Source organism: Pseudomonas sp. CFBP 13727 (genome assembly GCF_014841915.1).
GTDB classification, from domain to species: domain Bacteria; phylum Pseudomonadota; class Gammaproteobacteria; order Pseudomonadales; family Pseudomonadaceae; genus Aquipseudomonas; species Aquipseudomonas baltica.
The window spans coordinates 1,466,846-1,491,035 of the sequence record NZ_JACYUT010000001.1 but is presented as its reverse complement, the minus strand read 5'-3'; the positions used below and the strand labels follow the sequence as shown (position 1 = coordinate 1,491,035).

At 62.6% G+C, this 24,190-nt stretch carries 26 protein-coding genes and 1 pseudogene; 16 read left to right on the top strand and 11 right to left on the bottom strand.

All coding sequences use genetic code 11. The features are described 5' to 3' along the window. Positions 1–68 precede the first annotated feature (68 nt). On the top strand, positions 69–3,884 hold the full coding sequence (locus tag IFT76_RS06645) for a YhdP family protein (RefSeq protein WP_192057681.1): 3,816 nt from the start codon (positions 69–71) through the stop codon (positions 3,882–3,884). A 322-nt stretch (positions 3,885–4,206) separates the two neighbouring features. Next, positions 4,207–5,649, top strand: a complete 1,443-nt coding sequence (tldD, locus tag IFT76_RS06640) for a metalloprotease TldD (protein WP_122479511.1) — start codon at positions 4,207–4,209, stop codon at positions 5,647–5,649. 41 nt (positions 5,650–5,690) lie between these two features. Here tldD and yjgA read toward each other — a convergent pair whose 3' ends face one another. Next, positions 5,691–6,212, bottom strand: a complete 522-nt coding sequence (yjgA, locus tag IFT76_RS06635) for a ribosome biogenesis factor YjgA (protein WP_185794053.1) — start codon at positions 6,210–6,212, stop codon at positions 5,691–5,693. Between the two features lie 107 nt (positions 6,213–6,319). Here yjgA and pmbA point away from each other — a divergent pair, with 107 nt between their 5' ends. The 5 genes and pseudogenes from pmbA to IFT76_RS06610 all read left to right on the top strand — a co-directional run bounded on the left by pmbA (position 6,320) and on the right by IFT76_RS06610 (position 10,001). Continuing rightward, positions 6,320–7,666, top strand: a complete 1,347-nt coding sequence (gene pmbA / locus IFT76_RS06630) for a metalloprotease PmbA (RefSeq protein ID WP_185794052.1) — start codon at positions 6,320–6,322, stop codon at positions 7,664–7,666. A gap of 114 nt (positions 7,667–7,780) precedes the next feature. Further along, a pseudogene (aspA, locus tag IFT76_RS06625) lies at positions 7,781–8,000 on the top strand (aspartate ammonia-lyase); the annotation flags it as partial. Between the two features lie 30 nt (positions 8,001–8,030). Beyond that, positions 8,031–8,483, top strand: coding sequence for a hypothetical protein (locus tag IFT76_RS06620; protein WP_192057680.1), 453 nt, complete (start codon positions 8,031–8,033; stop codon positions 8,481–8,483). Between the two features lie 2 nt (positions 8,484–8,485). Then, complete coding sequence (locus IFT76_RS06615) at positions 8,486–9,097, top strand: superoxide dismutase (protein WP_122479506.1); 612 nt, start codon at positions 8,486–8,488, stop codon at positions 9,095–9,097. Between the two features lie 10 nt (positions 9,098–9,107). Beyond that, complete coding sequence (locus tag IFT76_RS06610) at positions 9,108–10,001, top strand: ZIP family metal transporter (protein WP_192057679.1); 894 nt, start codon at positions 9,108–9,110, stop codon at positions 9,999–10,001. Positions 10,002–10,078: 77 nt separating this feature from the next. Here the strand turns inward: IFT76_RS06610 and IFT76_RS06605 are convergent, their stop codons facing one another. The 10 genes from IFT76_RS06605 to IFT76_RS06560 all read right to left on the bottom strand — a co-directional run bounded on the left by IFT76_RS06605 (position 10,079) and on the right by IFT76_RS06560 (position 17,115). Continuing rightward, a complete protein-coding gene (locus IFT76_RS06605; protein WP_122479504.1) occupies positions 10,079–10,351 on the bottom strand; it encodes an HPr family phosphocarrier protein in 273 nt (90 codons plus the stop codon). A gap of 16 nt (positions 10,352–10,367) precedes the next feature. After that, on the bottom strand, positions 10,368–11,225 hold the full coding sequence (gene rapZ, locus IFT76_RS06600) for an RNase adapter RapZ (RefSeq protein WP_122479503.1): 858 nt from the start codon (positions 11,223–11,225) through the stop codon (positions 10,368–10,370). A 2-nt stretch (positions 11,226–11,227) separates the two neighbouring features. Continuing rightward, positions 11,228–11,692: a PTS IIA-like nitrogen regulatory protein PtsN gene (gene ptsN / locus IFT76_RS06595; protein ID WP_122479502.1), complete on the bottom strand. Its 465-nt coding sequence runs from the start codon at positions 11,690–11,692 to the stop codon at positions 11,228–11,230. Positions 11,693–11,704: 12 nt separating this feature from the next. After that, positions 11,705–12,013, bottom strand: a complete 309-nt coding sequence (hpf, locus tag IFT76_RS06590; RefSeq protein WP_049860579.1) for a ribosome hibernation-promoting factor, HPF/YfiA family — start codon at positions 12,011–12,013, stop codon at positions 11,705–11,707. A 78-nt stretch (positions 12,014–12,091) separates the two neighbouring features. Further along, entirely contained in the window at positions 12,092–13,585 is a 1,494-nt protein-coding gene (locus tag IFT76_RS06585) for an RNA polymerase factor sigma-54 (RefSeq protein WP_192053588.1), read from the bottom strand. Positions 13,586–13,748: 163 nt separating this feature from the next. Beyond that, the gene (gene lptB / locus IFT76_RS06580; protein WP_043186715.1) at positions 13,749–14,474 is read right to left on the bottom strand and encodes an LPS export ABC transporter ATP-binding protein; all 726 of its coding nucleotides are present in this window, start codon (positions 14,472–14,474) and stop codon (positions 13,749–13,751) included. After that, positions 14,474–15,019: a lipopolysaccharide transport periplasmic protein LptA gene (gene lptA / locus IFT76_RS06575; protein WP_043186718.1), complete on the bottom strand. Its 546-nt coding sequence runs from the start codon at positions 15,017–15,019 to the stop codon at positions 14,474–14,476. Before lptA ends, lptB begins: the two co-directional genes overlap by 1 nt. Next, positions 15,006–15,578, bottom strand: coding sequence for an LPS export ABC transporter periplasmic protein LptC (gene lptC, locus IFT76_RS06570; RefSeq protein ID WP_122479500.1), 573 nt, complete (start codon positions 15,576–15,578; stop codon positions 15,006–15,008). Before lptC ends, lptA begins: the two co-directional genes overlap by 14 nt. An 8-nt stretch (positions 15,579–15,586) precedes the next feature. Further along, complete coding sequence (locus IFT76_RS06565; protein ID WP_185794211.1) at positions 15,587–16,123, bottom strand: KdsC family phosphatase; 537 nt, start codon at positions 16,121–16,123, stop codon at positions 15,587–15,589. A gap of 17 nt (positions 16,124–16,140) precedes the next feature. Beyond that, on the bottom strand, positions 16,141–17,115 hold the full coding sequence (locus IFT76_RS06560; RefSeq protein ID WP_122479499.1) for a KpsF/GutQ family sugar-phosphate isomerase: 975 nt from the start codon (positions 17,113–17,115) through the stop codon (positions 16,141–16,143). A gap of 234 nt (positions 17,116–17,349) precedes the next feature. On the opposite strand from IFT76_RS06560, the gene IFT76_RS06555 reads away from it, so the two are divergent. From IFT76_RS06555 to hisD, 9 genes are all read left to right on the top strand, one after another. Beyond that, on the top strand, positions 17,350–18,159 hold the full coding sequence (locus IFT76_RS06555; RefSeq protein ID WP_122479498.1) for an ATP-binding cassette domain-containing protein: 810 nt from the start codon (positions 17,350–17,352) through the stop codon (positions 18,157–18,159). Continuing rightward, the gene (gene mlaE, locus IFT76_RS06550) at positions 18,159–18,956 is read left to right on the top strand and encodes a lipid asymmetry maintenance ABC transporter permease subunit MlaE (protein WP_043186730.1); all 798 of its coding nucleotides are present in this window, start codon (positions 18,159–18,161) and stop codon (positions 18,954–18,956) included. Before IFT76_RS06555 ends, mlaE begins: the two co-directional genes overlap by 1 nt. Beyond that, positions 18,956–19,423, top strand: coding sequence for an outer membrane lipid asymmetry maintenance protein MlaD (gene mlaD, locus IFT76_RS06545; protein ID WP_043186734.1), 468 nt, complete (start codon positions 18,956–18,958; stop codon positions 19,421–19,423). The genes mlaE and mlaD overlap by 1 nt, the downstream gene beginning before the upstream one ends. Positions 19,424–19,433: 10 nt before the next feature. Further along, on the top strand, positions 19,434–20,087 hold the full coding sequence (locus tag IFT76_RS06540) for an MlaC/ttg2D family ABC transporter substrate-binding protein (RefSeq protein ID WP_122479497.1): 654 nt from the start codon (positions 19,434–19,436) through the stop codon (positions 20,085–20,087). Then, positions 20,087–20,389 (top strand): STAS domain-containing protein, encoded by a 303-nt coding sequence (locus IFT76_RS06535; RefSeq protein ID WP_122713625.1) that lies wholly within the window; start codon positions 20,087–20,089, stop codon positions 20,387–20,389. The genes IFT76_RS06540 and IFT76_RS06535 overlap by 1 nt, the downstream gene beginning before the upstream one ends. Before the next feature lie 113 nt (positions 20,390–20,502). Continuing rightward, positions 20,503–20,742, top strand: a complete 240-nt coding sequence (locus IFT76_RS06530; protein ID WP_043186744.1) for a BolA family protein — start codon at positions 20,503–20,505, stop codon at positions 20,740–20,742. A 22-nt stretch (positions 20,743–20,764) separates the two neighbouring features. Then, positions 20,765–22,030 (top strand): UDP-N-acetylglucosamine 1-carboxyvinyltransferase, encoded by a 1,266-nt coding sequence (murA, locus tag IFT76_RS06525; protein WP_122479496.1) that lies wholly within the window; start codon positions 20,765–20,767, stop codon positions 22,028–22,030. A gap of 69 nt (positions 22,031–22,099) precedes the next feature. Continuing rightward, positions 22,100–22,735, top strand: coding sequence for an ATP phosphoribosyltransferase (gene hisG / locus IFT76_RS06520; RefSeq protein WP_185794044.1), 636 nt, complete (start codon positions 22,100–22,102; stop codon positions 22,733–22,735). A 125-nt stretch (positions 22,736–22,860) separates the two neighbouring features. Further along, positions 22,861–24,189, top strand: a complete 1,329-nt coding sequence (hisD, locus tag IFT76_RS06515) for a histidinol dehydrogenase (RefSeq protein ID WP_192057678.1) — start codon at positions 22,861–22,863, stop codon at positions 24,187–24,189. Position 24,190 lies beyond the last annotated feature (1 nt).

The window sequence follows — 24,190 nt, the reverse complement described above, 5'->3', positions numbered from 1 at the left end:
CTTCAGGCTTTCTGTCTTCAAGCTTCGGGCTTTCAGGCTGACGCGGCCTGTGGCGGGAGCATGCCTGCATGGTCCGCTTGAATGCCGTGCTCGCTGGCCTGACGCGTTGGGCGCTGACGCTGTGTGCGGTGCTGCTGGTGTTGCTGGCGCTGTACGTCAGCCTGGGCCGGCAGCTGGTGCCCCTGGTGGCCGAATACGACGCGCAGATCGAGGCACGTGCCAGCGAAGCGCTGGGCATGCCGGTGCGCATCGGCAGCCTGGAAGGGCGCTGGAGCCGTCTGGCACCGATACTGCTGGTTCACGATGTGCAAGTGGGCGAGGGCAGCAATGCGCTGCGTCTGGATCGAGTCAGGGTGGTGCCGGACCTGTGGGGCAGCCTGTTGGCGCGGTCGGTGCGCATTGCCCATCTCGAACTGGGCGGCGTACAGCTCAGCGCCGTCGAGGATGCTGCCGGCAAGTGGTCGCTCAAGGGGCTGCCGCAGCAGCAGGACCAGGCCTTCGACATGCAGCGCACGCTGCAGCAGATGCAACAGGTCGAGCGGCTGTCGGTGCTTGACAGCCAACTGACCCTGCAACCGTTCGAGCACGACCCGCTGACCTTGACCTATGTGGGTCTGAGCCTGCGCACCAGCGAAGAGCGCCAGCGTCTGGATCTGCGCCTGCATTTGCCTGATGGCCAGCCGCTGGCGCTGAACGTGGAGGCACAGGTGCGTGCCGAACGGTGGCGCCAGGGCCGTGCCCAGGTCTATCTGAACCTGCCGCAAAGCGACTGGGCGCAATGGTTGCCGAGCCGCCACACCCAGGCCTGGAAACTCGAACAGTTCAAGGCGGGCGGCGAGTTCTGGCTGGACTGGGCGGATGCCAACGTCCAGCGAGCCGTGGTCAAGCTCGATGTGCCGACGTTCAAAGGTGCCCGCGCCGAGCACAAGCCCTACGCCATCGCCGATCTCAAGCTGCAGGCCTGGGCGCAACGCAGCGCCGAAGGCTTCGACCTGAACCTGGGCACCTTGGCCATGACCCTGGATGGCAAGCCCTGGCAGACCCACGTGGCGCTGCAGCAGCGCGCCGCGACGTCCGCGGCCGAGGAGCAGTGGCGCATCCAGGCCGATCGTCTCGACCTGACACCGATCACGCCGTTGCTGGACGCGCTGGTGCCCCTGCCCAAGCAGGTGGCAGCCATCGCCAACGGCCTGAACCTCACCGGTGTGCTGCGCAACGTCTCGCTCGACATCCGCCCCAAGGCCACCGGGGTCGAGCGCCTGAGCTACGCGGCCAACCTCGAGAACGTCGGCTTCGACGCCTATTCCGGCGCCCCGGCGGCGGACAATGTCAGCGGTAGCCTGATCGGCGATATCGGCCAGGGCGAGCTGCGCCTGGACAGTGAAAAGTTCATGCTGCACCTGAGCCCGATCTTCGAAAAGCCCTGGCATTACCTCAAGGCCAACGCTCGCCTGAATTTCAAGCTCGATGAACACGCGTTCACCCTGATCGCACCGGCCATCAAGGTGCTGGGCGAAGAAGGAAACATTGCAGCGGACTTTCTCATTCGTCTGCCATTGCACCATGAGGCCGAGCCCTACATGGACCTGCGCGTCGGCCTGGTCGATGGTGACGGTGCCTACACCAGCAAATACTTGCCCAGGGTACTCAGCCCAGCGGTCGACCAGTGGCTGCGTACGGCGATCAAGCGCGGCGCGGTCGACCAAGGCTACTTCCAGTACCAGGGTTCGCTGGCCAGCGCGGCCGAGGCGCATTCGCGCAGTATCACGCTGTTCTTCAAGGTCCACGACGTGACCCTGGCGTTCCAGCCCGGTTGGCCGGAGGCGCGCAAGGTCGCTGGCAATGTCTATATCCAGGACGGTGACGTGCGCATCCTGGCCGACCGCGGGCAGATCCTCGACACCAAGGTCAGCGACGTTTCCGTCACTGTGCCCCATGTACCCTTTGGCGAGGAAAGCCACCTGTATGTCAAAGGCAGCTTCGACGGGGGCCTGGCCGACGGTTTGAAAATTCTGCAGACCGCGCCCATCGGCACCGCCGACATTTTTGCCGGCTGGCAGGGTGAAGGCCCGCTCAAGGGCAGGCTCGACCTCGACATTCCGCTGGTCAAGGGCCATGAGCCCAAAGTCGTGGTGGATTTCAGCACCCACGCGGCCCGCCTGAAGATCAAGTCTCCGGAGCTCGCGCTCAGCCAGCTGGGCGGGGCGTTTCGTTTCGACTTCGACAAGGGGTTGAGCGGCGAGGGCATCACTGCCCAGGCGTTCGATCAGCCGGTGAAGGCGCAGATTTCTGCCGAAGGCAAGCCAGGCGCGCCGTTGACCCGCATCGTCGCCCACAGCCAGATCCCGGTGAAGCGCCTGGCCGACTGGTTGCAGGTCAAGCAGGCCGTGCCGGCCTCCGGTGATATTGCCTACCAGCTGCAGCTCATGCTGGGTGCCGACAGCCAGCTTCGCGTCGACTCCGACCTCAAGGGTGTCGACATCGACCTGCCGGCGCCCTTTGGCAAAACACGCCCTGTGGCGCGCCCGACCGTATTCGTGATGAACCTGCAGGGCCGGGAACGCCGCTTCGACGTCACCTATGCCGATCTGGCCAGTTTTGCCTATGCAGCTCCGCCCGCCGACCTGGCCAATGGTCGGGGCGAGTTGCTGGTCGGCTCTGGTACGCCGCAGATGCCCACAACCCAGGGGCTGCGAGTCCGTGGCGCGTTGCCGACCCTGGATCTGGAGCCCTGGCAGCAGCAGGCCGAGCAATACACCGGTGGCGATCCGGGTGGCACTGCCAGCCAGTTGATCAATGCGGTCGACCTGCAGGTCGGCACGCTCAATGGCTTCGGTCAGCAACTCGACCAGGCGCATGTGCAACTCAACCGCAGCCCCAGCGCCTGGCATCTTGCCCTGGCCAGCCAACAGATCACCGGCAAGGTCGATGTGCCCGATGGCAAGGCGACCCCGATCAACGTCGACCTCGATACCGTGCGCCTGCCGCCGGTCGATCCGAACGCGGTCAAGGCCGACAACCCGGTGGAAGCACCAGACCCTTTGGCCAATGTCGACCCACGCAAGATACCCGCGGTGAATGTCAGGATCCGCCAGCTGTTGCAGGGCGAAGAGTTGATCGGCAGCTGGTCGCTGAAGCTGCGCCCAACGTCCAAGGGTGTCGCCCTCAACGATCTCGACCTGGGTCTCAAGGGCTTGATGCTGCACGGCGCGGGCACATGGGAAGGCGCGCCGGGAGCCTCCAGCACGTGGTTCCGCGGGCGCTTGCAAGGCAAGAACCTGGCCGATGTGCTGCAGGCGTGGAAATTTGCCCCGACCGTGACCAGCGAGTCGTTCCACCTCGATGCCGATGGTCGCTGGCCGGGTTCGCCGGCCTGGGTCGGGCTCAAGCGTTTTTCCGGCAACCTGGACGCTACTTTGCGTGATGGTCAGTTCGTCGAGGTCGAGGGCGGCGCCCAGGCTCTGCGCGTGTTCGGCCTGCTCAACTTCAATGCCATCGGCCGTCGCCTGCGCCTGGATTTCTCCGATGTGCTGGGCAAGGGTTTGAGCTACGATCGAGTCAAAGGCCTGCTGGTGGCCAGCGAAGGCGTCTATGTGACGCGTACCCCGATCACCCTGCGCGGTCCCACCACCGACATCGATCTGGACGGTACCCTGGACATGGTCCGCGACGGCGTCAACGCCAAGGTGCAGGTTGCCCTGCCGATCACCAACAGCCTGCCGCTGGCGGCGGTTCTGGTCGGCGCGCCGGTGGTGGGTGGCGCCTTGTTTGTGGTGAACAAGCTGCTGGGCGACCGCGTGGCGCGCTTCGCCAGTGTGCAGTACCGCATCGAGGGTTCCTGGAAGGATCCGCAGATGACCCTGGTCAAGCCCTTCGGCGGCTGAGGGCGCGGTGGCCGTCGCCCGGTATCGGACTGTCGGCGGGGCTCCGGTATTGAAAAAGTGTCCGGGCGGACGCATGTATTGAGCATCCGTCACCGACATCCGAATTGCGCGGGCCGCTTCCGGCCACCCGCGCGCAGTCATTTGCGCAGGACGCCACGCGTCCTGCGAGCACTTTCCCACGCAGTACGCGAAGCGTCCTGTGAGCTTTTTCTACGCAGTACGTCAAGCGTCCTGCGAGCTTTTTCTACGCAGTACGTCGAGCGTCCTGCGAACACTTTCCCACGCAGTACGCCAAGCGTCCTGCGAACAGCGCGGAGTAAATATGAGCCAGATGTTATCCACCGTCAGCGAACACCTGCTGGCACCCGGCGGCCTCACGCTGGACAGCCTGCAGTCGGTGTTGGGCGAGTTGGCCGGCCCCGGTATAGACGCCGCCGACCTGTATTTCCAGGGTCAGATTTCCGAGTCCTGGGCGCTGGAAGACGGCATCGTCAAGGAAGGCAGCTTCAACCTCGATCAGGGCGTGGGCGTGCGCGCTCAGTCCGGTGAGAAGACCGGGTTCGCCTACAGCAACGCCATCACTCAGGACGCTCTGGTGCAGGCCGCGCGTGCGGCCCGCTCGATTTCCCGCGCTGGCCAGAACGGCCGCGTGCAGGCGTTCAGCAGTCCTGTGGTCAGCCAGTTGTACGGTCCCGACAACCCACTGGAGGTCCTGACCCGCGCCGAGAAAGTCGACCTGCTCAAGCGTGTCGACGCCGCCACCCGCGCGCTGGACCCGCGTATCCAGCAAGTCACCGTCAGCATGGCCGGTGTCTGGGAAAGAATTCTCGTCGCTGCAGCCGATGGCAGCCTGGCCGCCGACGTGCGTCCACTGGTGCGCTTCAATGTCAGTGTGATCGTCGAGCACAATGGGCGTCGCGAGCGCGGCGGCCACGGTGGCGGTGGCCGCACCGATTACCGTTACTTCCTGGCCGAAGACCGTGCCATGGGCTACGCCCGCGAAGCGCTGCGCCAGGCGCTGGTCAACGTCGAGGCGGTGGCGGCGCCGGCCGGTACCATGCCGGTGGTGATGGGTGCGGGCTGGTCCGGCGTGCTCCTGCACGAAGCGGTCGGGCACGGCCTGGAAGGCGATTTCAACCGCAAGGGCAGCTCGGCCTACAGCGGCCGCGTGGGCGAGAAGGTCGCCTCCAGCCTGTGCACCATCGTCGACGATGGCACCCTGGCCGGGCGTCGCGGTTCACTGAGCGTCGATGACGAAGGCACGCCTACGCAGTGCACCACCCTGATCGAAAACGGCGTGCTCAAGGGCTACATGCAGGACAAGCTCAATGCGCGTCTGATGGGCGTGGCCGCCACAGGCAACGGTCGTCGCGAATCCTATGCGCACCTGCCCATGCCGCGGATGACCAATACCTACATGCTGGCGGGCGAAAGCGACCCGGCCGAAATCATCGCCTCGGTGAAGAAGGGCATCTATTGCGCCAACCTGGGTGGCGGGCAGGTGGATATCACCAGCGGCAAGTTCGTCTTCTCGACCAGCGAAGCCTACCTTATCGAAGACGGCAAGATCACCACGCCGGTCAAGGGCGCTACGCTGATCGGGAACGGTCCGGAGGCAATGAGCAGGGTTTCCATGGTCGGCAACGACCTGTCGCTCGACAGTGGCGTAGGTACCTGCGGCAAGGATGGGCAGTCGCTGCCCGTGGGCGTGGGCCAGCCGACCTTGAAGATCGACGCGATCACCGTGGGCGGTACCGGCGCCTGAAGCGGATGACAGGCAGGCCGGGCGGCCTGCCTTCAGGCGTATCAGCGCAAGCCGCGTTGAGTTTCGTCCAGCTCGCGGATGTACTTGAAGATCTTGCGCGTGGTGGCAGGCGGTTTGTTGTGCGCCGTCTCGTGCTGGGCCTGGCGAACCAGGTTGCGCAGATGCTGACGATCGGTTTCCGGGTACTCGGCGAAAAACGCTTCCAGCACTTGGTCCGGGCCGGCTACCAGCCGATCACGCCAGCGCTCCAGGTTGTGGAAGCGTTCGTTGTATTGCCGGGTGGAAGCGTCCACCTGGTCGAGCAGCACCAAAATGGCGTCGATGTCCTGATCGCGCATCAGTTTGCCGATGAACTGGATGTGGCGTTTGCGCGCGATGTTGGCAGTGTGCTTGGAAGCATCGGCCAGCGCCCGGCGCAGGCCATCGGTCAAGGGCAGGCGATCGAGCATGTCCGGCTTGAGCGTGATAAGCCGCTCGCCCAGATCGGTCAGCGCATGCAGCTCGCGTTTGACCTGAGTTTTGCTTTTTCCCTCGTCGAGGGAGTCGTCGTAAGAATCAACCATGGGGGCAGTCCGCAAATAAACGCCGCCATGATAACCAGTCGGGGGCCGCTTGTCTGGCCCGGCCGTAGATCGGCCCGCCCCGAACCCGAATTTGATTGGAGAACACCATGAACGCACCCCAGAGCGTCGGCCCGCAGGCATTGCCAGTCCTGCAGGAGCAAGTGCAGCAGATCATCGATGAAGCCAAGCGTCAGGGGGCCAGCGCCTGTGAGGTGGCCGTGTCGCTGGAGCAGGGCTTGTCCACATCGGTGCGCCAGCGCGAAGTCGAGACCGTCGAATTCAACCGCGACCAGGGTTTCGGCATCACCCTGTACGTCGGCCAGCGGAAGGGCTCGGCCAGCACCTCGGCGAGCGGTCCGCAGGCCATTCGTGAAACCGTCGCTGCAGCCCTGGCGATCGCCAAGCACACCTCCGAGGATGAAAGCTCGGGCCTGGCCGACGCCGCTCTGATGGCCCGCGAGCAGCCCGATTTCGACCTTTACCACGCCTGGGACATCACGCCCGAGCAGGCCATCGAGAAAGCCCTGGCCTGCGAAGCCGCAGCCTTCGACGCCGAGCCCTTGATCAAGAATGCCGACGGCACCACGCTCAACACTCACCAGGGCTGCCGCGTGTATGGCAACAGCCACGGCTTCATCGGTGGCTATGCATCGACGCGACACAGCTTGAGCTGCGTGATGATCGCCGAAGCCAACGGGCAGATGCAGCGCGACTACTGGTACGACGTAAGTCGCCAGGGCGAGTTGCTGGCCGATGCCGCTTCCATCGGTCAGCGCGCCGCGCAACGCGCTGCCGCCCGTCTCGGTGCACGGCCGGTGCCGACGTGCGAGGTGCCGGTATTGTTTTCGGCCGAACTGGCCGGGGGGCTGTTCGGAAATTTCCTCGCGGCGATCTCCGGTGGCAACCTGTACCGCAAATCCTCGTTCCTGGAAGGGGCGATGGGCCAGCGGCTGTTCCCCGAGTGGCTGACCCTGGACGAGCGTCCGCACCTGATGCGCGCCATGGGCAGCGCGGCATTCGACGGCGACGGCCTGGCAACCTACGCCAAGCCGTTCGTAGAGAATGGCGAGCTGGTGTCCTATGTGTTGAGTACCTATTCGGGCCGCAAACTCGGCTTGCCCAGTACGGCCAACTCCGGTGGCGTGCACAACCTGTTCGTAACCCATGGCGACGAAGACCAGAAAGCGCTGCTGCGCCGCATGGGCCGCGGCTTGCTGGTGACCGAACTGATGGGCCATGGCCTGAACATGGTGACCGGCGACTACTCGCGCGGTGCGGCCGGGTTCTGGGTCGAGAATGGCGAGATCCAGTTTCCGGTCCAGGAAGTGACCATCGCCGGCAACATGCGTGACATGTTCAAGCAGATCGTCGCCGTGGGCAACGATCTGGAACTGCGCAGCAACATCCGCACCGGCTCGGTGCTGATCGAGCGCATGACGGTCGCCGGTAGCTGATCCCGTTGCCCGGCCCTTCAGGTCGGGCAATCTGTGCAGCGATGCTTGTTTTGATTCTCAATATCAATCAATAATAAAACTCATTATCGCTGATGAGTGTCGATCATGCTCGGCAAGTTGAACGAGGCCAGGTTGAAGGGCGCTGGCCCGCCACCCGATCGAGGTGGCCGCGGCCAACCCGATCATCGGATATCGGCAAGCTGTCCAGATTGCCGAGCTAGCCTACAGGGAAGGTCGGCCGATGATTGATGTGGCGCTGGAACACATGGACTTGCGTCGCGAACAGCTCGGCGACGTGCTCGACCCGGAAAAGCTCACCGCTGGCGGTATCTGACCGCTGGGCAACCGCTGGGAGACATCCGCCATGCAGCACTGGAAACGAATCACGGAGACGGCCAATGCCAGCTTTGTCCGGGGCGAGCTGATCGAGGCGCGCGAGCATTACCTGCAGGCCCTGGCATGGGCCCAGGTGCTGTTCGAGCGCTGGGCGGATGTCGACGAAGCAGTGGCCGCCTGTGTCATCTCCCACCACAACCTTGCCGACCTGCACCTGCAGTTGCATCAACCCGAAGAAAGCGCAGAGTACCTGTGCGCCATTCATGAACGCCTGCTGCGTGCGACCGAGGATCCTCGGCTGCCGCCTGCGCTGCGCGAGGCGGCCCTGCGCCACGCCAGCAAGACCTACGCCGAGTTGCTCGGCTTCACTCGCCAGCATGGCGAATACCCCCGTACCCACCGGTTGCTGTGTAGCGCCGCCGAAACCGACGTTGCGCCAGTCGTCACGCAACCCGATAACCTTCCCTACGGAGTTCACTGAAAATGCCTTATACCCTGCCTGCCTTGTCGTATGCCTACGATGCCCTGGAGCCGCACATCGATGCTGCGACCATGGAAATCCACCACACCAAGCACCACCAGACCTACATTACCAACGTCAATGCCGCCATCGAGGGCACCGAATACGCCGAGTGGCCCGTTGAAAAGCTGGTCGCCTCGGTCAAGCAGCTGCCGGAAAACCTGCGCGGCGCCGTCACCAACCACGGCGGCGGCCATGCCAACCACAGCCTGTTCTGGGAAGTCATGTCGCCCAACGGTGGCGGTCAGCCGCAGGGCAGCGTGGCTCAGGCCATCGAAACCGAGCTGGGTGGGTTCGATGCCTTCAAGGAAGCGTTCACCAAAGCCGCGCTGAGCCGCTTCGGCAGTGGCTGGGCCTGGCTCAGCGTCACCCCGGAAAAGAAGCTGGTGGTGGAGAGCAGCGGCAACCAGGACAGCCCATTGATGAATGGCAACACGCCGATTCTGGGCCTGGACGTCTGGGAGCACGCCTACTACCTCAAGTACCAGAACCGTCGGCCTGAATACATCAATGCGTTCTACAACGTGGTCGATTGGGCCAATGTCGAGAAGCGCTACCAAGCCGCCGTGAACTGAGCCCCGCGCCATGGGATCGCAGGCCTTCGCGCTGGTCAGTGTTCGCCGCTTTCGCCTGGCGCTGGGCACGTTGCTGTTATTGGCAGGCGCGGCCCTGCTGGTAGGCGAGCTGCTAGCCTGGCTCGACCTCGAGCCGCGCATCCTGCGTGCGCTCCAAGGCGGTGCCATCTGTGCCTTGGGCACGGCTCTGGGCGCGGTCCCGGTATTGGTCATTCGCAGCATGCCCGTTGCGGTGGCCGATACATTGCTGGGTTTCGGCGCGGGCGTGATGCTGGCAGCCACTGCGTTCTCGCTGATCATTCCCGGCCTGGATGCGGCAGCGGCCATCGGTTTCTCACGCTGGGGCGCTGGTGGCCTGATGAGCCTGGGCATCATGTCTGGAGCGTTCTGCCTGTATCTGGTGGACCGGAGGGTTTCCGGAGTCACACCGGACTATCTGGTGGGCAGCACGCAGCAGCCTGTGATCCCTGCACGTATCTGGATCTTCGTGATCGCCATCGTCGCTCACAACATCCCCGAGGGCATGGCCATCGGCGTGTCGGCTGGCGGCGGCATGCACGATGCCGACAGCCTGGCGATGGGCATTGCCCTGCAGGACGTCCCCGAGGGTCTGGTGATTGCGCTGGTACTGGCAGGTGCCGGAATGGCGCGCTACAAAGCTTTCCTGATTGGCGCCGCGTCTGGGCTGGTCGAGCCGGTATTCGCCGTGCTCTGTGCCTGGCTGGTGCGTATGGGCGAGCTGTTACTGCCCCTGGGCCTGGCCTTCGCGGCCGGCGCGATGCTGCTGGTAGTGACCCATGAGATCATTCCCGAGTCACGCAGCAATGGTCATCACAAGTTGGCGAGCCTGGGCCTGTGTGTAGGGTTCTGCCTGATGATGGTCATGGACACTGCGCTGTCTTGACCCCTGAACCCAGAACCTGACGTAGCGCAGTACTCGACTGCCGCTACCGGGTTCTGCTTCTCGGCCGCTGGCTGGCTTTACTCGCCTTCGTCGAACTTGTCGTTGATCAGTTTGACGATGGCATCGAGCGCCTGCTGATCCTGCTCGCCTTCGGTGTGCAGGTGAATGGTGGTGCCTTTTCCGGCAGCCAACATCATTACACCCATGATGCTCTTGCCGTCGACCAAAGCTTCCGGCGTACGGCCAACACGTACCTGGCAGGGAAAGCGTCCCGCCACGCCGACAAATTTCGCTGCGGCGCGGGCGTGCAGGCCGAGCTTGTTGATGATTTCTACTTGGAGGGCGGGCATTGCGCGGGGGATCCTTTCAGCTGAGGTCGCGATGGCGAACCTGGACGTTCTTGAGCGACTGCTGCAGCAATCGGCCCAGGCGCTCGGTCAAGTATACCGAGCGATGATGCCCGCCTGTACAGCCGATGGCGATGGTGACATAGGCACGGCTGCTGGCAGCGAAGCGCGGCAGCCATTTGAGCAGGTAGGAGGAGATGTCCTGATACATCTCTTCGACGTCCGGCTGGGCCGCCAGGTATTCGGCGACCGGGGCGTCGAGCCCGGACTGTTCTCGCAGCTCCGGCTTCCAGTAGGGGTTGGGCAGGCAGCGCACGTCGAACACAAGGTCGGCGTCTATGGGCATGCCGCGCTTGAATCCGAATGACTCCACCAGAAAGGCCGTACCAGGCTCTGGCTTGTTCAGCAGCCGGACCTTGATGGCATCGCGCAGCTGGTAGAGGTTCAGGTTGGTCGTGTTGATCTTGAGGTCGGCCAGATCGACGATGGGCCCGAGCAGGTCGCTTTCGACGCGAATGGCCTCGGCCAGCGAGCGGCTCTCGTTGCTCAGCGGGTGGCGGCGACGGGTTTCGGAAAAACGCTTGAGCAGCGTTTCTTCGTCGGCGTCCAGGTACAGCACATCGCAATTGATGTGCTTGGCCCGTACTTCGGCCAGCAGTTGGGGAAAACGTGATAAATGGCTGGGCAGGTTGCGCGCATCGATCGACACCGCTACCTGCGGCTGTGCCAGCTCGGTGTGGATCAGGGCACGCTCTGCCAGTTCGGGCAGCAACCCGGCCGGCAGGTTGTCGATGCAATAGAAACCGTTGTCTTCGAGAACATCCAGGGCAGTGCTCTTGCCTGAGCCTGAGCGGCCACTGACGATGATCAAACGCATGGTTAATGACCGCTCTGTTCGTCCAGTACCACTTGGTACAAGGCTTGATTGCTGGGCGCCGAACGCAGTTTCTCACGCACTTCCTTGCGATCGAGCATGCTGGCGATCTGGCGGAGCAACTCCAGGTGGGCATCGGTGGCCGCTTCGGGTACCAGAAGCACGAACAGCAGATCCACGGGAGCACCGTCGATGGCGTCGTAGTCGATCGGGGCGCTGAGGTGGATGAGGGCGCTGACGGGTGTATCGCAGCCCTTCAGGCGACAATGCGGGATGGCAATGCCGTTGCCGAATCCAGTCGAGCCCAGTTTTTCACGGGCAACGAGCGCTTCGAATACCGTTTGGGTATCCAGCGTGGGCACTTCGCGACCGATCAGCTCGGCGATGTTTTCGAGTGCTTTCTTCTTGCTGCCGCCCGGCACGTTCACGCATGAACGGCCGGGGGTCAGGATGGTTTCTAGTCGGATCATGAGTGGGGAGTGTCAGCGAGCAGTCGCGCCTTGCAGCAGACTTTGCTGTTTTTCCTTATGCTTTTTGAGTTGGCGATCCAGCTTGTCGGTAAGCAGGTCGATGGCCGCGTACATGTCGTCATGTTCGGCGTTGGCAACCACCTCACCACCGGGTATGCGCAGGGTGGCTTCGATTTTCTGTTTGAGCTTCTCGACCTCCATGATCACCTGAACGTTGGTGATCTTGTCGAAATGACGTTCGAGCCGCTCGAGTTTTTCCCCGATGTAGGTTCGCAGGGGTTCGGTCACATCCAGTTGGTGTCCACTGATGTTGACTTGCATACCGCTTCTCCTTATTGCCATTGCATAAAGAAGCAGGCTTGGGTGCCTGCCACTGGAACGCTGTGGCACATCGCAGGGCTACATCAACCGCTTGCGTTCGCTGGACGGCGCAATCCCGAGGGATTCGCGATACTTGGCGACCGTTCGGCGGGCTACCTGGATGCCTTGTGCCTCCAGTAAACCAGCGATCTTGCTGTCACTCAACGGCTTTTTCTGATTTTCGGCCGCGACCAGTTTCTTGATGATCGCGCGGATCGCCGTGGAGGAGCATTCGCCACCTTCCGAGGTACTGACATGGCTCGAGAAAAAGTATTTCAGCTCGTATATGCCACGGGGTGTATGCATGTATTTCTGCGTGGTCACCCGTGAAATGGTCGATTCGTGCATGCCCACCGCCTCGGCGATGTCGTGCAGCACCAGAGGCTTCATGGCCTCGTCGCCATAGTCGAGGAAGCCGCGCTGGTGCTCGACGATCTGCGTCGCCACCTTCATCAGGGTCTCGTTACGGCTCTGCAGGCTCTTGATGAACCAGCGCGCTTCCTGCAGCTGGTTGCGCATGAAGGTGTTGTCGGCGCTGGTATCGGCGCGCCGCACGAAACCGGCGTACTGCGGATTGACTCGCAGGCGTGGCACGGACTCCTGATTGAGCTCGACCAGCCAGCGGTCGCTGTCCTTGCGCACGATGACATCGGGCACGACGTATTCCGGCTCGCTGGATTCGATCTGCGAGCCGGGCCGCGGATTGAGGCTCTGCACCAGCTCGATGACCTGGCGCAGCTCGTCTTCCTTGAGCTTCATGCGGCGCATCAACTGGCTGTAGTCGCGCGAGCCGAGCATGTCGATGAAGTCGCTGACCAGGCGCTGGGCTTCGGCCAGCCAACGGGTCTTGGGCGGCAGCTGGCGCAGCTGCAGCATCAGGCATTCGCTCAGGTTGCGGGCGCCAATGCCAGCGGGCTCGAACTGCTGGATGCGGTGCAGCACCGCTTCGATCTCATCCAGCTCGATGTCCAGTTCGGGATCGAAAGACTCGCAGATTTCCTGCAGCGTCTCGTCCAGGTAACCCTGGTTGTTGATGCAGTCGATGATGGTCACGGCGATCAGCCGATCGGTGTCGGACATGGGCGCCAGGTTCAGCTGCCACAACAGATGCGTCTGCAGGCTCTCGCCGACCGATGTGCGCGTGGTGAAGTCCCACTCGTCGTCATCGTTGCTCGGCAGGCTGCTGGCGCTGGTCTGGTAGATGTCTTCCCAGGCGGTGTCCACAGGCAGTTCGCTGGGGATGCGCTCGTTCCAGTCGCCTTCCTCGAGGTTGTCGACCGTAGGCGCGGATTCCTGGAAGCTCGGCTCCTGGATTTCCTGGGGCGGTGTCTGCTCGACCTTGTCGGCCAGCGGGTCGCTGTTGTCGAAGTCGTCGCCTTCTTCCTGGCGTTCGAGCATGGGATTGGATTCCAGCGCTTCCTGAATCTCCTGTTGGAGGTCCAGGGTCGATAGCTGGAGAAGGCGGATGGCCTGTTGCAACTGCGGTGTCATCGTCAGTTGCTGGCCCATACGTAGGACGAGCGATGGTTTCATGGCAGGAACTTAACACCTTGGTCGCCGGCGCGAAGCGCCTTCTACTACGGGTACCGAAGCACCCGGCTTATGTCGTAAGCAAATTATATGCCTGAAACCTGAGTGTTTGCCTAGGGCGCCATGAAAATTAATGCCCGTGGGAGGGCGCTGGCGCCCTCGGGCCTTACAAGCGGAACTCGTGGCCCAGGTAGACTTCGCGCACCAGATCGTTGGCCAGAATGGTCTGGGCATCGCCTTCGGCAATCAGCTGGCCGTCGTTGACGATGTAGGCCGTTTCGCAGATATCCAGGGTCTCGCGGACGTTGTGGTCGGTGATCAATACGCCGATGCCCTTAGTCTTGAGGTGGTGGATGATCTGCTTGATGTCGCCGACCGAAATCGGATCGACACCGGCGAAGGGTTCGTCGAGCAGGATGAACTTGGGTGCGGTGGCCAGGGCGCGGGCGATCTCCACGCGGCGACGTTCACCCCCCGAAAGGCTCATGCCCAGGTTGTCGCGGATGTGCGTGATGTGGAATTCCTGCAGCAGGCCTTCGAGTTCTGCAAGCCGAGCCGTGGCATCGAGTTCCTTGCGGGTTTCCAGAATGGCCATGATGTTGTCGGCCACCGACAGCTTGCGGAAGATCGAGGCCTCCTGCGGCAGGTAACCGATGCCGGAGCGGGCGCGGCCATGCATCGGCTGGTGACTGACGTCCAGGTCGTCGATGAGCACGCGGCCCTGATCGGCCTGCACCAGGCCGACGATCATGTAGAAACAGGTGGTCTTGCCGGCCCCGTTGGGGCCCAGCAGGCCGACGATCTGCCCGCTTTCGATGGACAGGCTGACGTCGCGTACGACTTGCCGGCTCTTGTAGCTTTTGGCCAGGTGCTGCGCTTTCAGAACTGCCATTACTGGGCCTTCTGCGGTGCGTCGGATTTCTTCTTCGGCTGGATCACCATGTCGATGCGCGGACGAGGCGTGGTGACCTTGCTGCCCGTGGCACGGCCGGCGTTGACCACCTGGCGCACGGTGTCGTAGACGATCTTCTCGCCTTCGGACGTGTTGCCGTCGTTGATGACCTTGGCCTTGTCGATCAGCACGATGCGGTTCTGCGCCGCGAAGTACTGGATGGTCATGCCGTAGGCCTGAACGATGGGCTTGTCGGCGGCGGGTTTCTGCTCGTAGTAGGCCAGGTTGCCGACAGCAGTGAACACGTCCACGTCGCCCGTGGCATTGCGGGTGATGGTCACGGTATTGCCGGTGATCTTCATCGACCCCTGGGTAATGATCACATTGCCCTTGTAGGTCGCCACACCCTGTTTGTCGTCGAGCTGGGCATCGTCGGACTGGATATGAATGGGCTGATCGCGGTCAGTGGGCAGTGCCCAGGCGCTCGCGCTTCCCAGTGCTGCGCTCAGGCTGAGCAAAAAGGGGAGGGTTTTAACGAGCCTCATACTGTCCTCTTACGTTGGACAGCAAGTTGATCTTGCTGTCATTCAGATACGCTTTCATGCCCTTGGCCGTCGACACGCCACCGGCGCCGTCGATTCTAACGTCTTGGTCGGTCTGCGCATATTGCTTCTGTGGGAAAACGGTCATGCGCGAGCTGGTGATCAGCGTAGCGCGGCTTTTCTGATCGGTACGCGCGATGCGCACCGAATCGATCAGCTCGACTTCGCTGCCATCGGGATTGACTTCGCCACGGTCGCTGGTCACGTGCCATGGATAGACGGTTCCGCGGTACAGCTGCATGTCGGGCTTGGTCAGCAAAGTGACCTGCGACGTCTTCACGTGCTCGACCTTGTCGGCGGTCATGTCGTACTGCACGCCGCCATCGGGCAGGTATTGCCGAGCCTTCGCGTTGATAGCGTAGTAATCGATCTGGCTTTCGTCGACGGCTGCCGTGGGCTGGTCGAGGAAGCGCTCCGGGCTGATGTCCCAGTAGCCGATGGCGGCGAACAGCAGCCCCAGCACACCCAGGATGACGATATTGCGGATTTTCTTGTTCAGCATGTCAGGCCCTACAGGTAGGCGGCGCGGGCCGCTTCGAGATTGCCCTGGGCATCGAGGATCAGCTCGCAGAACTCGCGTGCCGCCCCGAAGCCGCCACTGGCCTGGGTCACACCGTCGGCATGCTGGCGCACGAAGGCATTGGCATTGGCCACTGCCATGCCCAGGCCCACCCGGCGAATCACCGGCAGGTCAGGCAGGTCGTCGCCCAGGTAAGCCACATGTTCATAGCTCAGGCCGAGTTCGGCGAGCAGTCCGTCGAGCACCACGAGTTTGTCTTCACGGCCCTGAAAGAGGTGGGCGATGCCCAGGTTTTTGGCACGCCGCTCCACCACCGGGCTCTTGCGACCGGTGATGATGGCCGTGGTCACGCCACTGTTGATGAGCATCTTGATGCCCTGACCATCCAGCGTGCTGAAGCTTTTGAACTCGCTGCCGTCTTCCAGGAAATACAGGCGGCCATCGGTCAGTACGCCGTCAACGTCGAATACGGCCAGCTTGATGGCCTTGCCTCGCTGCAGGAGGTCGTTGCTGCCAGTCTCGGGCATTGCACCATTCTCGGTCATTACATGACTCCCGCGCGCAGCAGATCGCCAAGGTTGAAGGCGCCTACCGGACAGTCTTGATCGTCAACCACGATCAGTGAGTTGATCTTGTTGTCTTCCATGATCTTCAGCGCCTCGGCAGCCAGCATGTCGGCGCGAGCCGTCTTGCCGTGGGAAGTCATGACGTCTTCGATTCGAGTGCTGTGGACATCGATGGTGCGATCCAATGTGCGCCGCAGATCGCCGTCGGTGAAGATCCCGGCGAGGCGGCCATCGGCTTCCAGGATGGCGGTCATGCCCAGGCCCTTGCGGGTCATTTCCATCAGGGCATCGCGCAGCAGCGTACCGCGCGCCACCTGTGGCAGCGCAGTGCCGGTGTGCATCACGTGCTCAACCTTGAGCAGCAGGCGTCGGCCCAGCGCTCCGCCGGGATGGGAGAAGGCGAAGTCTTCGGCCGTGAAGCCGCGCGCCTCGAGCAGGGCAATGGCCAGCGCATCGCCCAGCACCAGGGTAGCGGTGGTGGAGGAGGTCGGCGCCAGGTTCAGCGGGCAGGCCTCCTGGGCGACGCGCGCGTCGAGATTGACCTCGGCAGCCTGGGCCAGGGGTGAGTCGGGGTTGCCGGTCATGCTGATCAGCGGAATGCCCATGCGTTTTATCAAAGGCAGCAAAGTGACGATCTCCGCTGTCGAACCGGAGTTGGACAGGGCCAGGATGATGTCCTGGCGAGTGATCATGCCCATGTCGCCATGGCTGGCCTCGGCAGGATGCACGAAGAACGCCGGGGTGCCGGTGCTGGCCAGGGTCGCGGCGATCTTGTTGCCGATATGGCCGGACTTGCCCATGCCCAGCACGATCACGCGGCCGTTGCTTTCGAGGATCAATTCGCAGGCGCGCACGAAATCGGCGTCGATGTGGGCAAGCAGGCCCTCTACCGCTTCGATTTCGAGACGTATGGTGCGGTGCGCGGATTGGATCAGGTCGCTGGTCTGGCTCATGGCGAAAATCGGTAGGCCCGGTGAAAAGGCGGCGATTATAGCGGGAATGGACGTGCGACTCACCTGCCTATTTCGCGGCCCCGGTAAATCGATGGTACGTTTCGCCAATGGATCAATCTTGGGCGGCACGTGTCTGCAATGCTATAGTTCGCCGCTTGTTCGGCCTGTCCGCGCCAAGTGTCTTCGGTCAGAAGATGAGCGTCCGAGGGTAAGGTTGCACTGCAAGGAGTTTAAATGAGTGCCGATAGCGCCTACGCGGTCGAGCTGAAAGGGGTTTCCTTCAAGCGCGGTGCGCGGAGCATTTTCAACGACGTCGATATCCGCATTCCTCGCGGCAAGGTCACCGGTATCATGGGGCCTTCAGGTAGCGGCAAGACCACGCTCCTGCGTTTGATGGGCGCGCAACTGCGGCCCAGCGGCGGCGAAGTGTGGGTCAATGGCCAGAACCTGCCCAAACTCTCGCGCAGCGATCTGTTCGATGCGCGCAAGCACATGGGCGTGCTGTTCCAGAGCGGCGCGCTGTTCACCGACCTGGACGTGTTCGAAAACGTGGCCTTCCCGCTGCGCGTGCACACCGACCTGCCCGAAGACATGATCCGCGACATCGTTCTGATGAAGTTGCAGGCCGTTGGCCTGCGCGGTGCCATCGAACTGATGCCGGACGAACTGTCCGGGGGCATGAAGCGCCGGGTCGCGCTGGCCCGCGCCATCGCCATGGACCCGCAGATATTGATGTACGACGAGCCGTTCGTCGGTCAGGACCCGATCGCCATGGGCGTACTGGTGCGGCTGATCCGCCTGCTCAACGACGCCCTGGGTATCACCAGCATCGTGGTGTCCCACGACCTGGCGGAAACCGCGAGCATCGCCGACTACATCTATGTCGTGGGTGATGGCCAGGTGCTTGGTCATGGCACGCCAGAAGCCTTGATGGGGTCGGACAATCCGCGCGTCCGCCAATTCATGAAGGGCGATCCCGACGGCCCCGTGCCTTTTCATTTTTCCGCGCCCGACTACCGCGCCGATCTGCTGGGGAAGCGTTGATGCGCAAGAAATCAATCATGGAACGCGTGCGCCTGTTTGGCCGCTCGGCCATCGACATGGTCGGCATCCTGGGGCGTTCCGGGCTGTTCCTCGGCCACGCGCTGGTGGGCCGCGGCGGCATCGGTGGCGGCTTCCAGCTGCTGATCAAGCAATTGTATTCGGTGGGCGTCATGTCCCTGCTGATCATCGTCGTGTCCGGCGTGTTCATCGGCATGGTGCTGGCGCTGCAGGGCTTCAGCATTCTGGCCAAGTACGGGTCGGAGCAGGCGGTCGGGCAAATGGTCGCGCTGACATTGCTGCGTGAACTCGGACCTGTGGTCACCGCTCTATTGTTCGCCGGTCGTGCAGGTTCTGCATTGACGGCCGAGATCGGCAACATGAAGTCGACCGAGCAGTTGTCGAGCCTGGAGATGATCGGCGTCGACCCGCTCAAGTACATCGTTGCGCCAAGGCTGTGGGCCGGTTTCATTTCCCTGCCGTTGCTGGCGATGATTTTCAGCGTCGTCGGTATCTGGGGTGGATCCTGGGTCGCCGTCGATTGGCTGGGCGTCTATGAAGGATCGTTCTGGGCCAACATGCAGAACAGCGTGAGCTTCACCGATGACGTGCTCAACGGTGTGATCAAGAGCCTGGTATTCGCTTTCGTCGTCACCTGGATCGCCGTGTTCCAGGGTTATGACTGTGAACCCACGTCCGAGGGCATCAGCCGCGCTACCACCAAGACCGTGGTCTACGCGTCGCTGGCCGTCCTGGGCCTGGACTTTATTCTGACCGCCCTGATGTTTGGAGATTTCTGATGCAAAACCGATCAATGGAAGTCGGAGTCGGCCTGTTCCTTCTGGCCGGCATCCTGGCTTTGCTGCTGTTGGCCTTGCGTGTCAGTGGTCTGTCCACCAGCGCGAACACCGAGAGCTACAAACTTTATGCCTATTTCGACAATATCGCCGGTTTGACTGTCAGAGCGAAGGTGACCATGGCCGGTGTGACCATCGGCAAGGTCACGGCTATCGATCTGGATCGCGACACCTTCACTGGCCGGGTGACCCTGCAGCTGGACAAGAAAGTGGACAATCTGCCCACTGACTCCACTGCTTCCATCCTGACCGCGGGCCTGCTGGGCGAGAAGTACATTGGTATCAGCGTGGGTGGCGAGGAAGCTTTGCTCACCGACGGCGGTACCATCCACGACACCCAGTCGTCCCTGGTGCTCGAAGACCTGATCGGCAAGTTCCTGCTCAACACAGTCAGCAAAGATGCCAAATAAGGAGTTATCCATGTTTTCGATCATGCGACGCAGCCTGCTGGTTCTGGTGGCTCTGCTACCGATGTGGGCCAACGCAGCCCCTGCGGTATCCGCACATCAGGTGGTACAGGGCGTCACCGACCGGCTGCTGTCGGATCTGGAAAAGAACCGTGAAACCTACCGCAGCAACCCTCAGGCTTTCTACGACGCGTTGAATTCCATCGTCGGTCCAGTCGTCGATGCCGAAGGCATATCGCGCAGCATCATGACCGTGAAGTACGCGAACCGGGCAACACCGGCGCAGAAAACGCGTTTCCAGGAAAATTTCAAGCGCAGCCTGATGCAGTTCTATGGCAACGCGTTGCTCGAATACAACAACCAGGGCATCACCGTTGGCCCGGCCAAGGATGAAAGTGGCACTCGTACCAGCGTCGACATGCAGGTCAAGGGCACTGGCGGAGCGGTGTATCCGGTTTCCTACACCCTGGAAAACCTGAACAACGAGTGGAAGGTGCGTAACGTCATCATCAATGGCATCAACATCGGCAAGCTGTTCCGCGACCAGTTCGCCGACAGCATGCAGCGCAACGGCAACGACCTGGACAAGACCATCGACGGTTGGGCGGGCGAAGTCGCCAAGGCCAAGGAAGTCACCGACAAAGCTGCCCCGACGAGCGCCCAGTGATGGATCAGGCTCGCGTCGAACTGGCCGGCGATCAGCTCAGTCTGGCCGGCGTGCTGGACTACCGCTCCGGCGCCGCCCTGCGCAAGCAGGGGCAGGCATTGATCCAGTCCAGCCCGGCCACGGCGCTGGTCATTGACTGCACTGCGGTCGAGAAATCCAGCAGCGTCGGCTTGTCCCTGCTGCTGGGCTTCATGCGCGATGCCGAGGCGGCCGGCAAGACCGTGCGGGTCCAGGCACTGCCCCACGATATGCGTCAGATCGCTCAGGTCACCGGCATGAGCGAATTCTTTTCACAGATTTGAGCGGCCCTCATCGAGGTCCTCTGGCCTGATCCCGTCGATACGGGGTTCGCAGTCGGGGGGCTTTTTTGTATGATGGCCGACCCGCGCGCACAGGGCGCCGATCGAGGTTGAGCATGCAGGCTGTAGAAGTGAAGGGTTTCCTTGAATCCAAGCTGCCGGGAGTGCAGGTGGAAGTCGAGGGCGAAGGCTGCAATTTCCAGCTGAACGTGATCAGTGACGAGCTGACCGCGCTTAGCCCGGTCAAGCGCCAGCAACAGATCTATGCTCATTTGAACCCATGGATCGCCGATGGCAGCATCCATGCGATCACCATGAAATTCTTCAGCAGCGCAGCCTGGGCTGAGCGTTCCTGAGCCATTCCGCGTCGAGACTCCAATGGACAAACTGATTATTACTGGCGGCGTTCGCCTTGATGGCGAAATTCGCATTTCCGGAGCGAAAAACTCCGCTCTGCCGATTCTGGCTGCCACCCTGCTGGCCGATGGGCCGGTAACGGTTGCCAACCTGCCGCACCTGCACGACATCACCACCATGATCGAGCTGTTCGGTCGCATGGGCATCGAGCCGGTGATCGACGAGAAGCTGGCGGTCGAGATCGATCCGCGCACCATCAAGACACTGGTTGCACCGTACGAGCTGGTCAAGACCATGCGCGCCTCGATCCTGGTGCTGGGCCCGATGGTCGCTCGCTTCGGCGAAGCGGAAGTGGCGCTGCCCGGTGGTTGCGCGATCGGCTCGCGTCCGGTCGACCTGCACATCCGCGGCCTCGAAGCCATGGGTGCGGTCATCGACGTGGAAGCCGGCTACATCAAGGCCAAGGCGCCGGAAGGTGGCCTGCGCGGCGCCAACTTCTTCTTCGACACGGTCAGTGTGACCGGTACCGAGAACATCATGATGGCCGCAGCCTTGGCCAATGGCCGCAGCGTCCTGCAGAACGCCGCGCGCGAGCCGGAAGTGGTCGATCTGGCCAACTTCATCAATGCCATGGGCGGCAACGTCCAAGGCGCCGGCACCGACACCATCACCATCGATGGTGTGAAGCGCCTGCACTCGGCGACCTACAAGGTCATGCCCGATCGCATCGAGACCGGTACCTACCTGGTGGCCGCCGCCTGCACAGGCGGCCGGGTCAAGGTCAAGGACACCGATCCGACCATTCTCGAAGCCGTGCTGGAAAAGCTTCGCGAGGCGGGCGCCGAGATCACCACCGGCGCCGACTGGATCGAACTGAACATGCATGGCAAGCGGCCCAAGGCGGTCAACGTGCGGACCGCGCCGTACCCGGCGTTCCCCACCGACATGCAGGCGCAGTTCATTTCGCTCAATGCCATTGCCGAAGGCACTGGCGCGGTCATCGAGACGATCTTCGAAAACCGTTTCATGCACGTCTACGAGATGCATCGCATGGGCGCGCAGATTCAGGTCGAGGGCAACACGGCCATCGTCACCGGCACCGAGAAGCTCAAGGGCGCACCGGTCATGGCGACCGACCTGCGGGCGTCGGCGAGCCTGGTGATTTCGGCGCTTACCGCCGAAGGCGACACCTTGATCGACCGCATCTACCACATCGACCGTGGCTACGAGTGCATCGAAGAAAAACTGCAGATGCTGGGCGCCAAGATCCGTCGCGTACCGGGCTGATGTGCGTGCAGGGCGCAGGGATGCGCCCGGTCGTTGCCAGAAACTTTCCTGTAAGGACTGACGTTTCCCATGTTGACCATTGCGCTGTCCAAAGGCCGCATTCTTGACGATACATTGCCGCTCCTGGCCGAGGCGGGCATCGTGCCCACCGAGAACCCGGACAAGAGCCGCAAGCTGATCATTCCCACGACCCAGGACGATGTACGCCTGCTGATCGTGCGCGCCACCGACGTGCCGACCTACGTCGAGCATGGTGCCGCCGACCTGGGTGTCGCCGGCAAGGACGTCCTGCTCGAATACAGCGGCCAGGGCCTGTACGAGCCCCTCGATCTGCAGATCGCCCAGTGCAAGCTCATGACGGCCGGCGCCATCGGCGCGGCCGAGCCAACCGGTCGGCTGCGTGTGGCCACCAAGTTCGTCAACGTTGCCAAGCGCTACTATGCCGAGCAGGGCCGCCAGGTCGATATCATCAAGCTCTACGGTTCCATGGAACTGGCGCCACTGGTGGGCCTGGCCGACAAGATCATCGACGTGGTCGACACCGGCAATACCCTGCGTGCCAACGGCCTGGAGCCCCAGGAACTGATCGCCCACATCAGCTCCCGGCTGGTGGTGAACAAAGCCTCCATGAAGATGCAGCACGCCCGCATCCAGGCGTTGATCGACACCCTGCGCAAGGCAGTGGAGTCGCGACACCGCGACTGATGCACCTGCGCAGGTCTGCAACCTGCACCCGTCTATCCGCATCATAGCCAAATAACTCAAGTGCCCATGTGGATCGATTGGTAATCTATCGGCGCTTGAGCAATTGCCATTATTTGAGGCCCGCCATGACCGTTTCCACTGCTATTCGCCGACTCGATGCCACTGATCCGGACTTCGCCCGCCATCTGGACCATCTGTTGAGCTGGGAAAGTGTGTCAGATGACTCGGTCAATCAGCGCGTGCTGGACATCATCAAGGCCGTGCGCGAGCGGGGCGACGCCGCGCTGGTCGAATTCACCGAGCGCTTCGATGGCCTGCAGGTCGCCTCGATGGCCGACCTGATCCTGCCGCGCGAGCGTCTCGAACTGGCCCTCACACGCATTACCGATGTGCAGCGCAACGCTCTGGAAACCGCCGCCGAGCGGGTGCGTCTCTACCATGAGAAGCAGAAGCAGGATTCCTGGAGCTACACCGAAGCCGACGGCACGGTGCTCGGCCAGAAGGTCACACCACTGGACCGCGCCGGCCTGTACGTGCCCGGCGGCAAGGCCTCCTACCCGTCATCGGTATTGATGAACGCCATTCCGGCAAAAGTGGCGGGCGTTACCGAGGTGGTCATGGTCGTGCCCACGCCCCGAGGCGAGGTCAACGAGCTGGTGTTGGCAGCGGCCTGCATTGCCGGCGTCGACCGAGTGTTCACTATCGGCGGCGCCCAGGCCGTTGCGGCCCTGGCCTATGGCACCGAAAGCGTGCCGCGCGTGGACAAGGTCGTGGGCCCCGGCAATATCTACGTGGCGACTGCCAAGCGCCATGTGTTCGGCCAGGTCGGTATCGACATGATCGCTGGCCCCTCGGAAATTCTGGTGGTCTGCGACGGCGGCACCGATCCGGACTGGATCGCCATGGACTTGTTCTCCCAGGCCGAACATGACGAAGACGCCCAGGCCATTCTGGTCAGCCCCGATGCCGAGTTCCTCGACAAGGTCGCGGCCAGTATCGACAAGTTGCTACCGACCATGGAACGCGCCGAGATCATCAGTACCTCGATCAATGGCCGGGGCGCGCTGATCAAGGTCCGGGACATGCAGCAGGCGATCGAGGTGGCCAACCGAATTGCCCCGGAACACCTGGAGTTGTCGGTCGAAGACCCGCAGGCCTGGCTGCCGCAGATCCGCCATGCGGGTGCCATCTTCATGGGGCGTCACACCAGCGAAGCGCTGGGCGACTACTGCGCCGGCCCCAACCACGTGCTGCCGACTTCGGGCACCGCGCGTTTTTCGTCGCCTTTGGGTGTCTACGATTTCCAGAAGCGTTCGTCGATCATCTTCTGCTCGGAGCAGGGCGCTTCCGAGCTGGGCAAGACCGCTTCCGTGCTGGCTCGCGGCGAGTCCCTGAGCGCACACGCCCGCAGCGCCGAATACCGTATCCAACCCGATCTGGCAAAAGGGGAATGAG

Coding starts and splice junctions, on each gene's coding strand:
- IFT76_RS06565 (WP_185794211.1), bottom strand. CDS start 16,123: ATGCCCGAGACTGGCAGCAACGACCTCCTGCAGCGAGGCAAGGCCATC.
- tldD (WP_122479511.1), top strand. CDS start 4,207: ATGAGCCAGATGTTATCCACCGTCAGCGAACACCTGCTGGCACCCGGC.
- hisG (WP_185794044.1), top strand. CDS start 22,100: ATGTTGACCATTGCGCTGTCCAAAGGCCGCATTCTTGACGATACATTG.
- hpf (WP_049860579.1), bottom strand. CDS start 12,013: ATGCAAGTCAACATCAGTGGACACCAACTGGATGTGACCGAACCCCTG.
- mlaD (WP_043186734.1), top strand. CDS start 18,956: ATGCAAAACCGATCAATGGAAGTCGGAGTCGGCCTGTTCCTTCTGGCC.
- IFT76_RS06585 (WP_192053588.1), bottom strand. CDS start 13,585: ATGAAACCATCGCTCGTCCTACGTATGGGCCAGCAACTGACGATGACA.
- IFT76_RS06645 (WP_192057681.1), top strand. CDS start 69: ATGGTCCGCTTGAATGCCGTGCTCGCTGGCCTGACGCGTTGGGCGCTG.
- IFT76_RS06530 (WP_043186744.1), top strand. CDS start 20,503: ATGCAGGCTGTAGAAGTGAAGGGTTTCCTTGAATCCAAGCTGCCGGGA.
- lptB (WP_043186715.1), bottom strand. CDS start 14,474: ATGGCAGTTCTGAAAGCGCAGCACCTGGCCAAAAGCTACAAGAGCCGG.
- IFT76_RS06560 (WP_122479499.1), bottom strand. CDS start 17,115: ATGAGCCAGACCAGCGACCTGATCCAATCCGCGCACCGCACCATACGT.
- rapZ (WP_122479503.1), bottom strand. CDS start 11,225: ATGCGTTTGATCATCGTCAGTGGCCGCTCAGGCTCAGGCAAGAGCACT.
- pmbA (WP_185794052.1), top strand. CDS start 6,320: ATGAACGCACCCCAGAGCGTCGGCCCGCAGGCATTGCCAGTCCTGCAG.
- lptA (WP_043186718.1), bottom strand. CDS start 15,019: ATGAGGCTCGTTAAAACCCTCCCCTTTTTGCTCAGCCTGAGCGCAGCA.
- yjgA (WP_185794053.1), bottom strand. CDS start 6,212: ATGGTTGATTCTTACGACGACTCCCTCGACGAGGGAAAAAGCAAAACT.
- IFT76_RS06555 (WP_122479498.1), top strand. CDS start 17,350: ATGAGTGCCGATAGCGCCTACGCGGTCGAGCTGAAAGGGGTTTCCTTC.
- IFT76_RS06535 (WP_122713625.1), top strand. CDS start 20,087: ATGGATCAGGCTCGCGTCGAACTGGCCGGCGATCAGCTCAGTCTGGCC.
- IFT76_RS06615 (WP_122479506.1), top strand. CDS start 8,486: ATGCCTTATACCCTGCCTGCCTTGTCGTATGCCTACGATGCCCTGGAG.
- IFT76_RS06620 (WP_192057680.1), top strand. CDS start 8,031: ATGCAGCACTGGAAACGAATCACGGAGACGGCCAATGCCAGCTTTGTC.
- mlaE (WP_043186730.1), top strand. CDS start 18,159: ATGCGCAAGAAATCAATCATGGAACGCGTGCGCCTGTTTGGCCGCTCG.
- IFT76_RS06540 (WP_122479497.1), top strand. CDS start 19,434: ATGTTTTCGATCATGCGACGCAGCCTGCTGGTTCTGGTGGCTCTGCTA.
- IFT76_RS06605 (WP_122479504.1), bottom strand. CDS start 10,351: ATGCCCGCCCTCCAAGTAGAAATCATCAACAAGCTCGGCCTGCACGCC.
- ptsN (WP_122479502.1), bottom strand. CDS start 11,692: ATGATCCGACTAGAAACCATCCTGACCCCCGGCCGTTCATGCGTGAAC.
- lptC (WP_122479500.1), bottom strand. CDS start 15,578: ATGCTGAACAAGAAAATCCGCAATATCGTCATCCTGGGTGTGCTGGGG.
- murA (WP_122479496.1), top strand. CDS start 20,765: ATGGACAAACTGATTATTACTGGCGGCGTTCGCCTTGATGGCGAAATT.
- hisD (WP_192057678.1), top strand. CDS start 22,861: ATGACCGTTTCCACTGCTATTCGCCGACTCGATGCCACTGATCCGGAC.
- IFT76_RS06610 (WP_192057679.1), top strand. CDS start 9,108: ATGGGATCGCAGGCCTTCGCGCTGGTCAGTGTTCGCCGCTTTCGCCTG.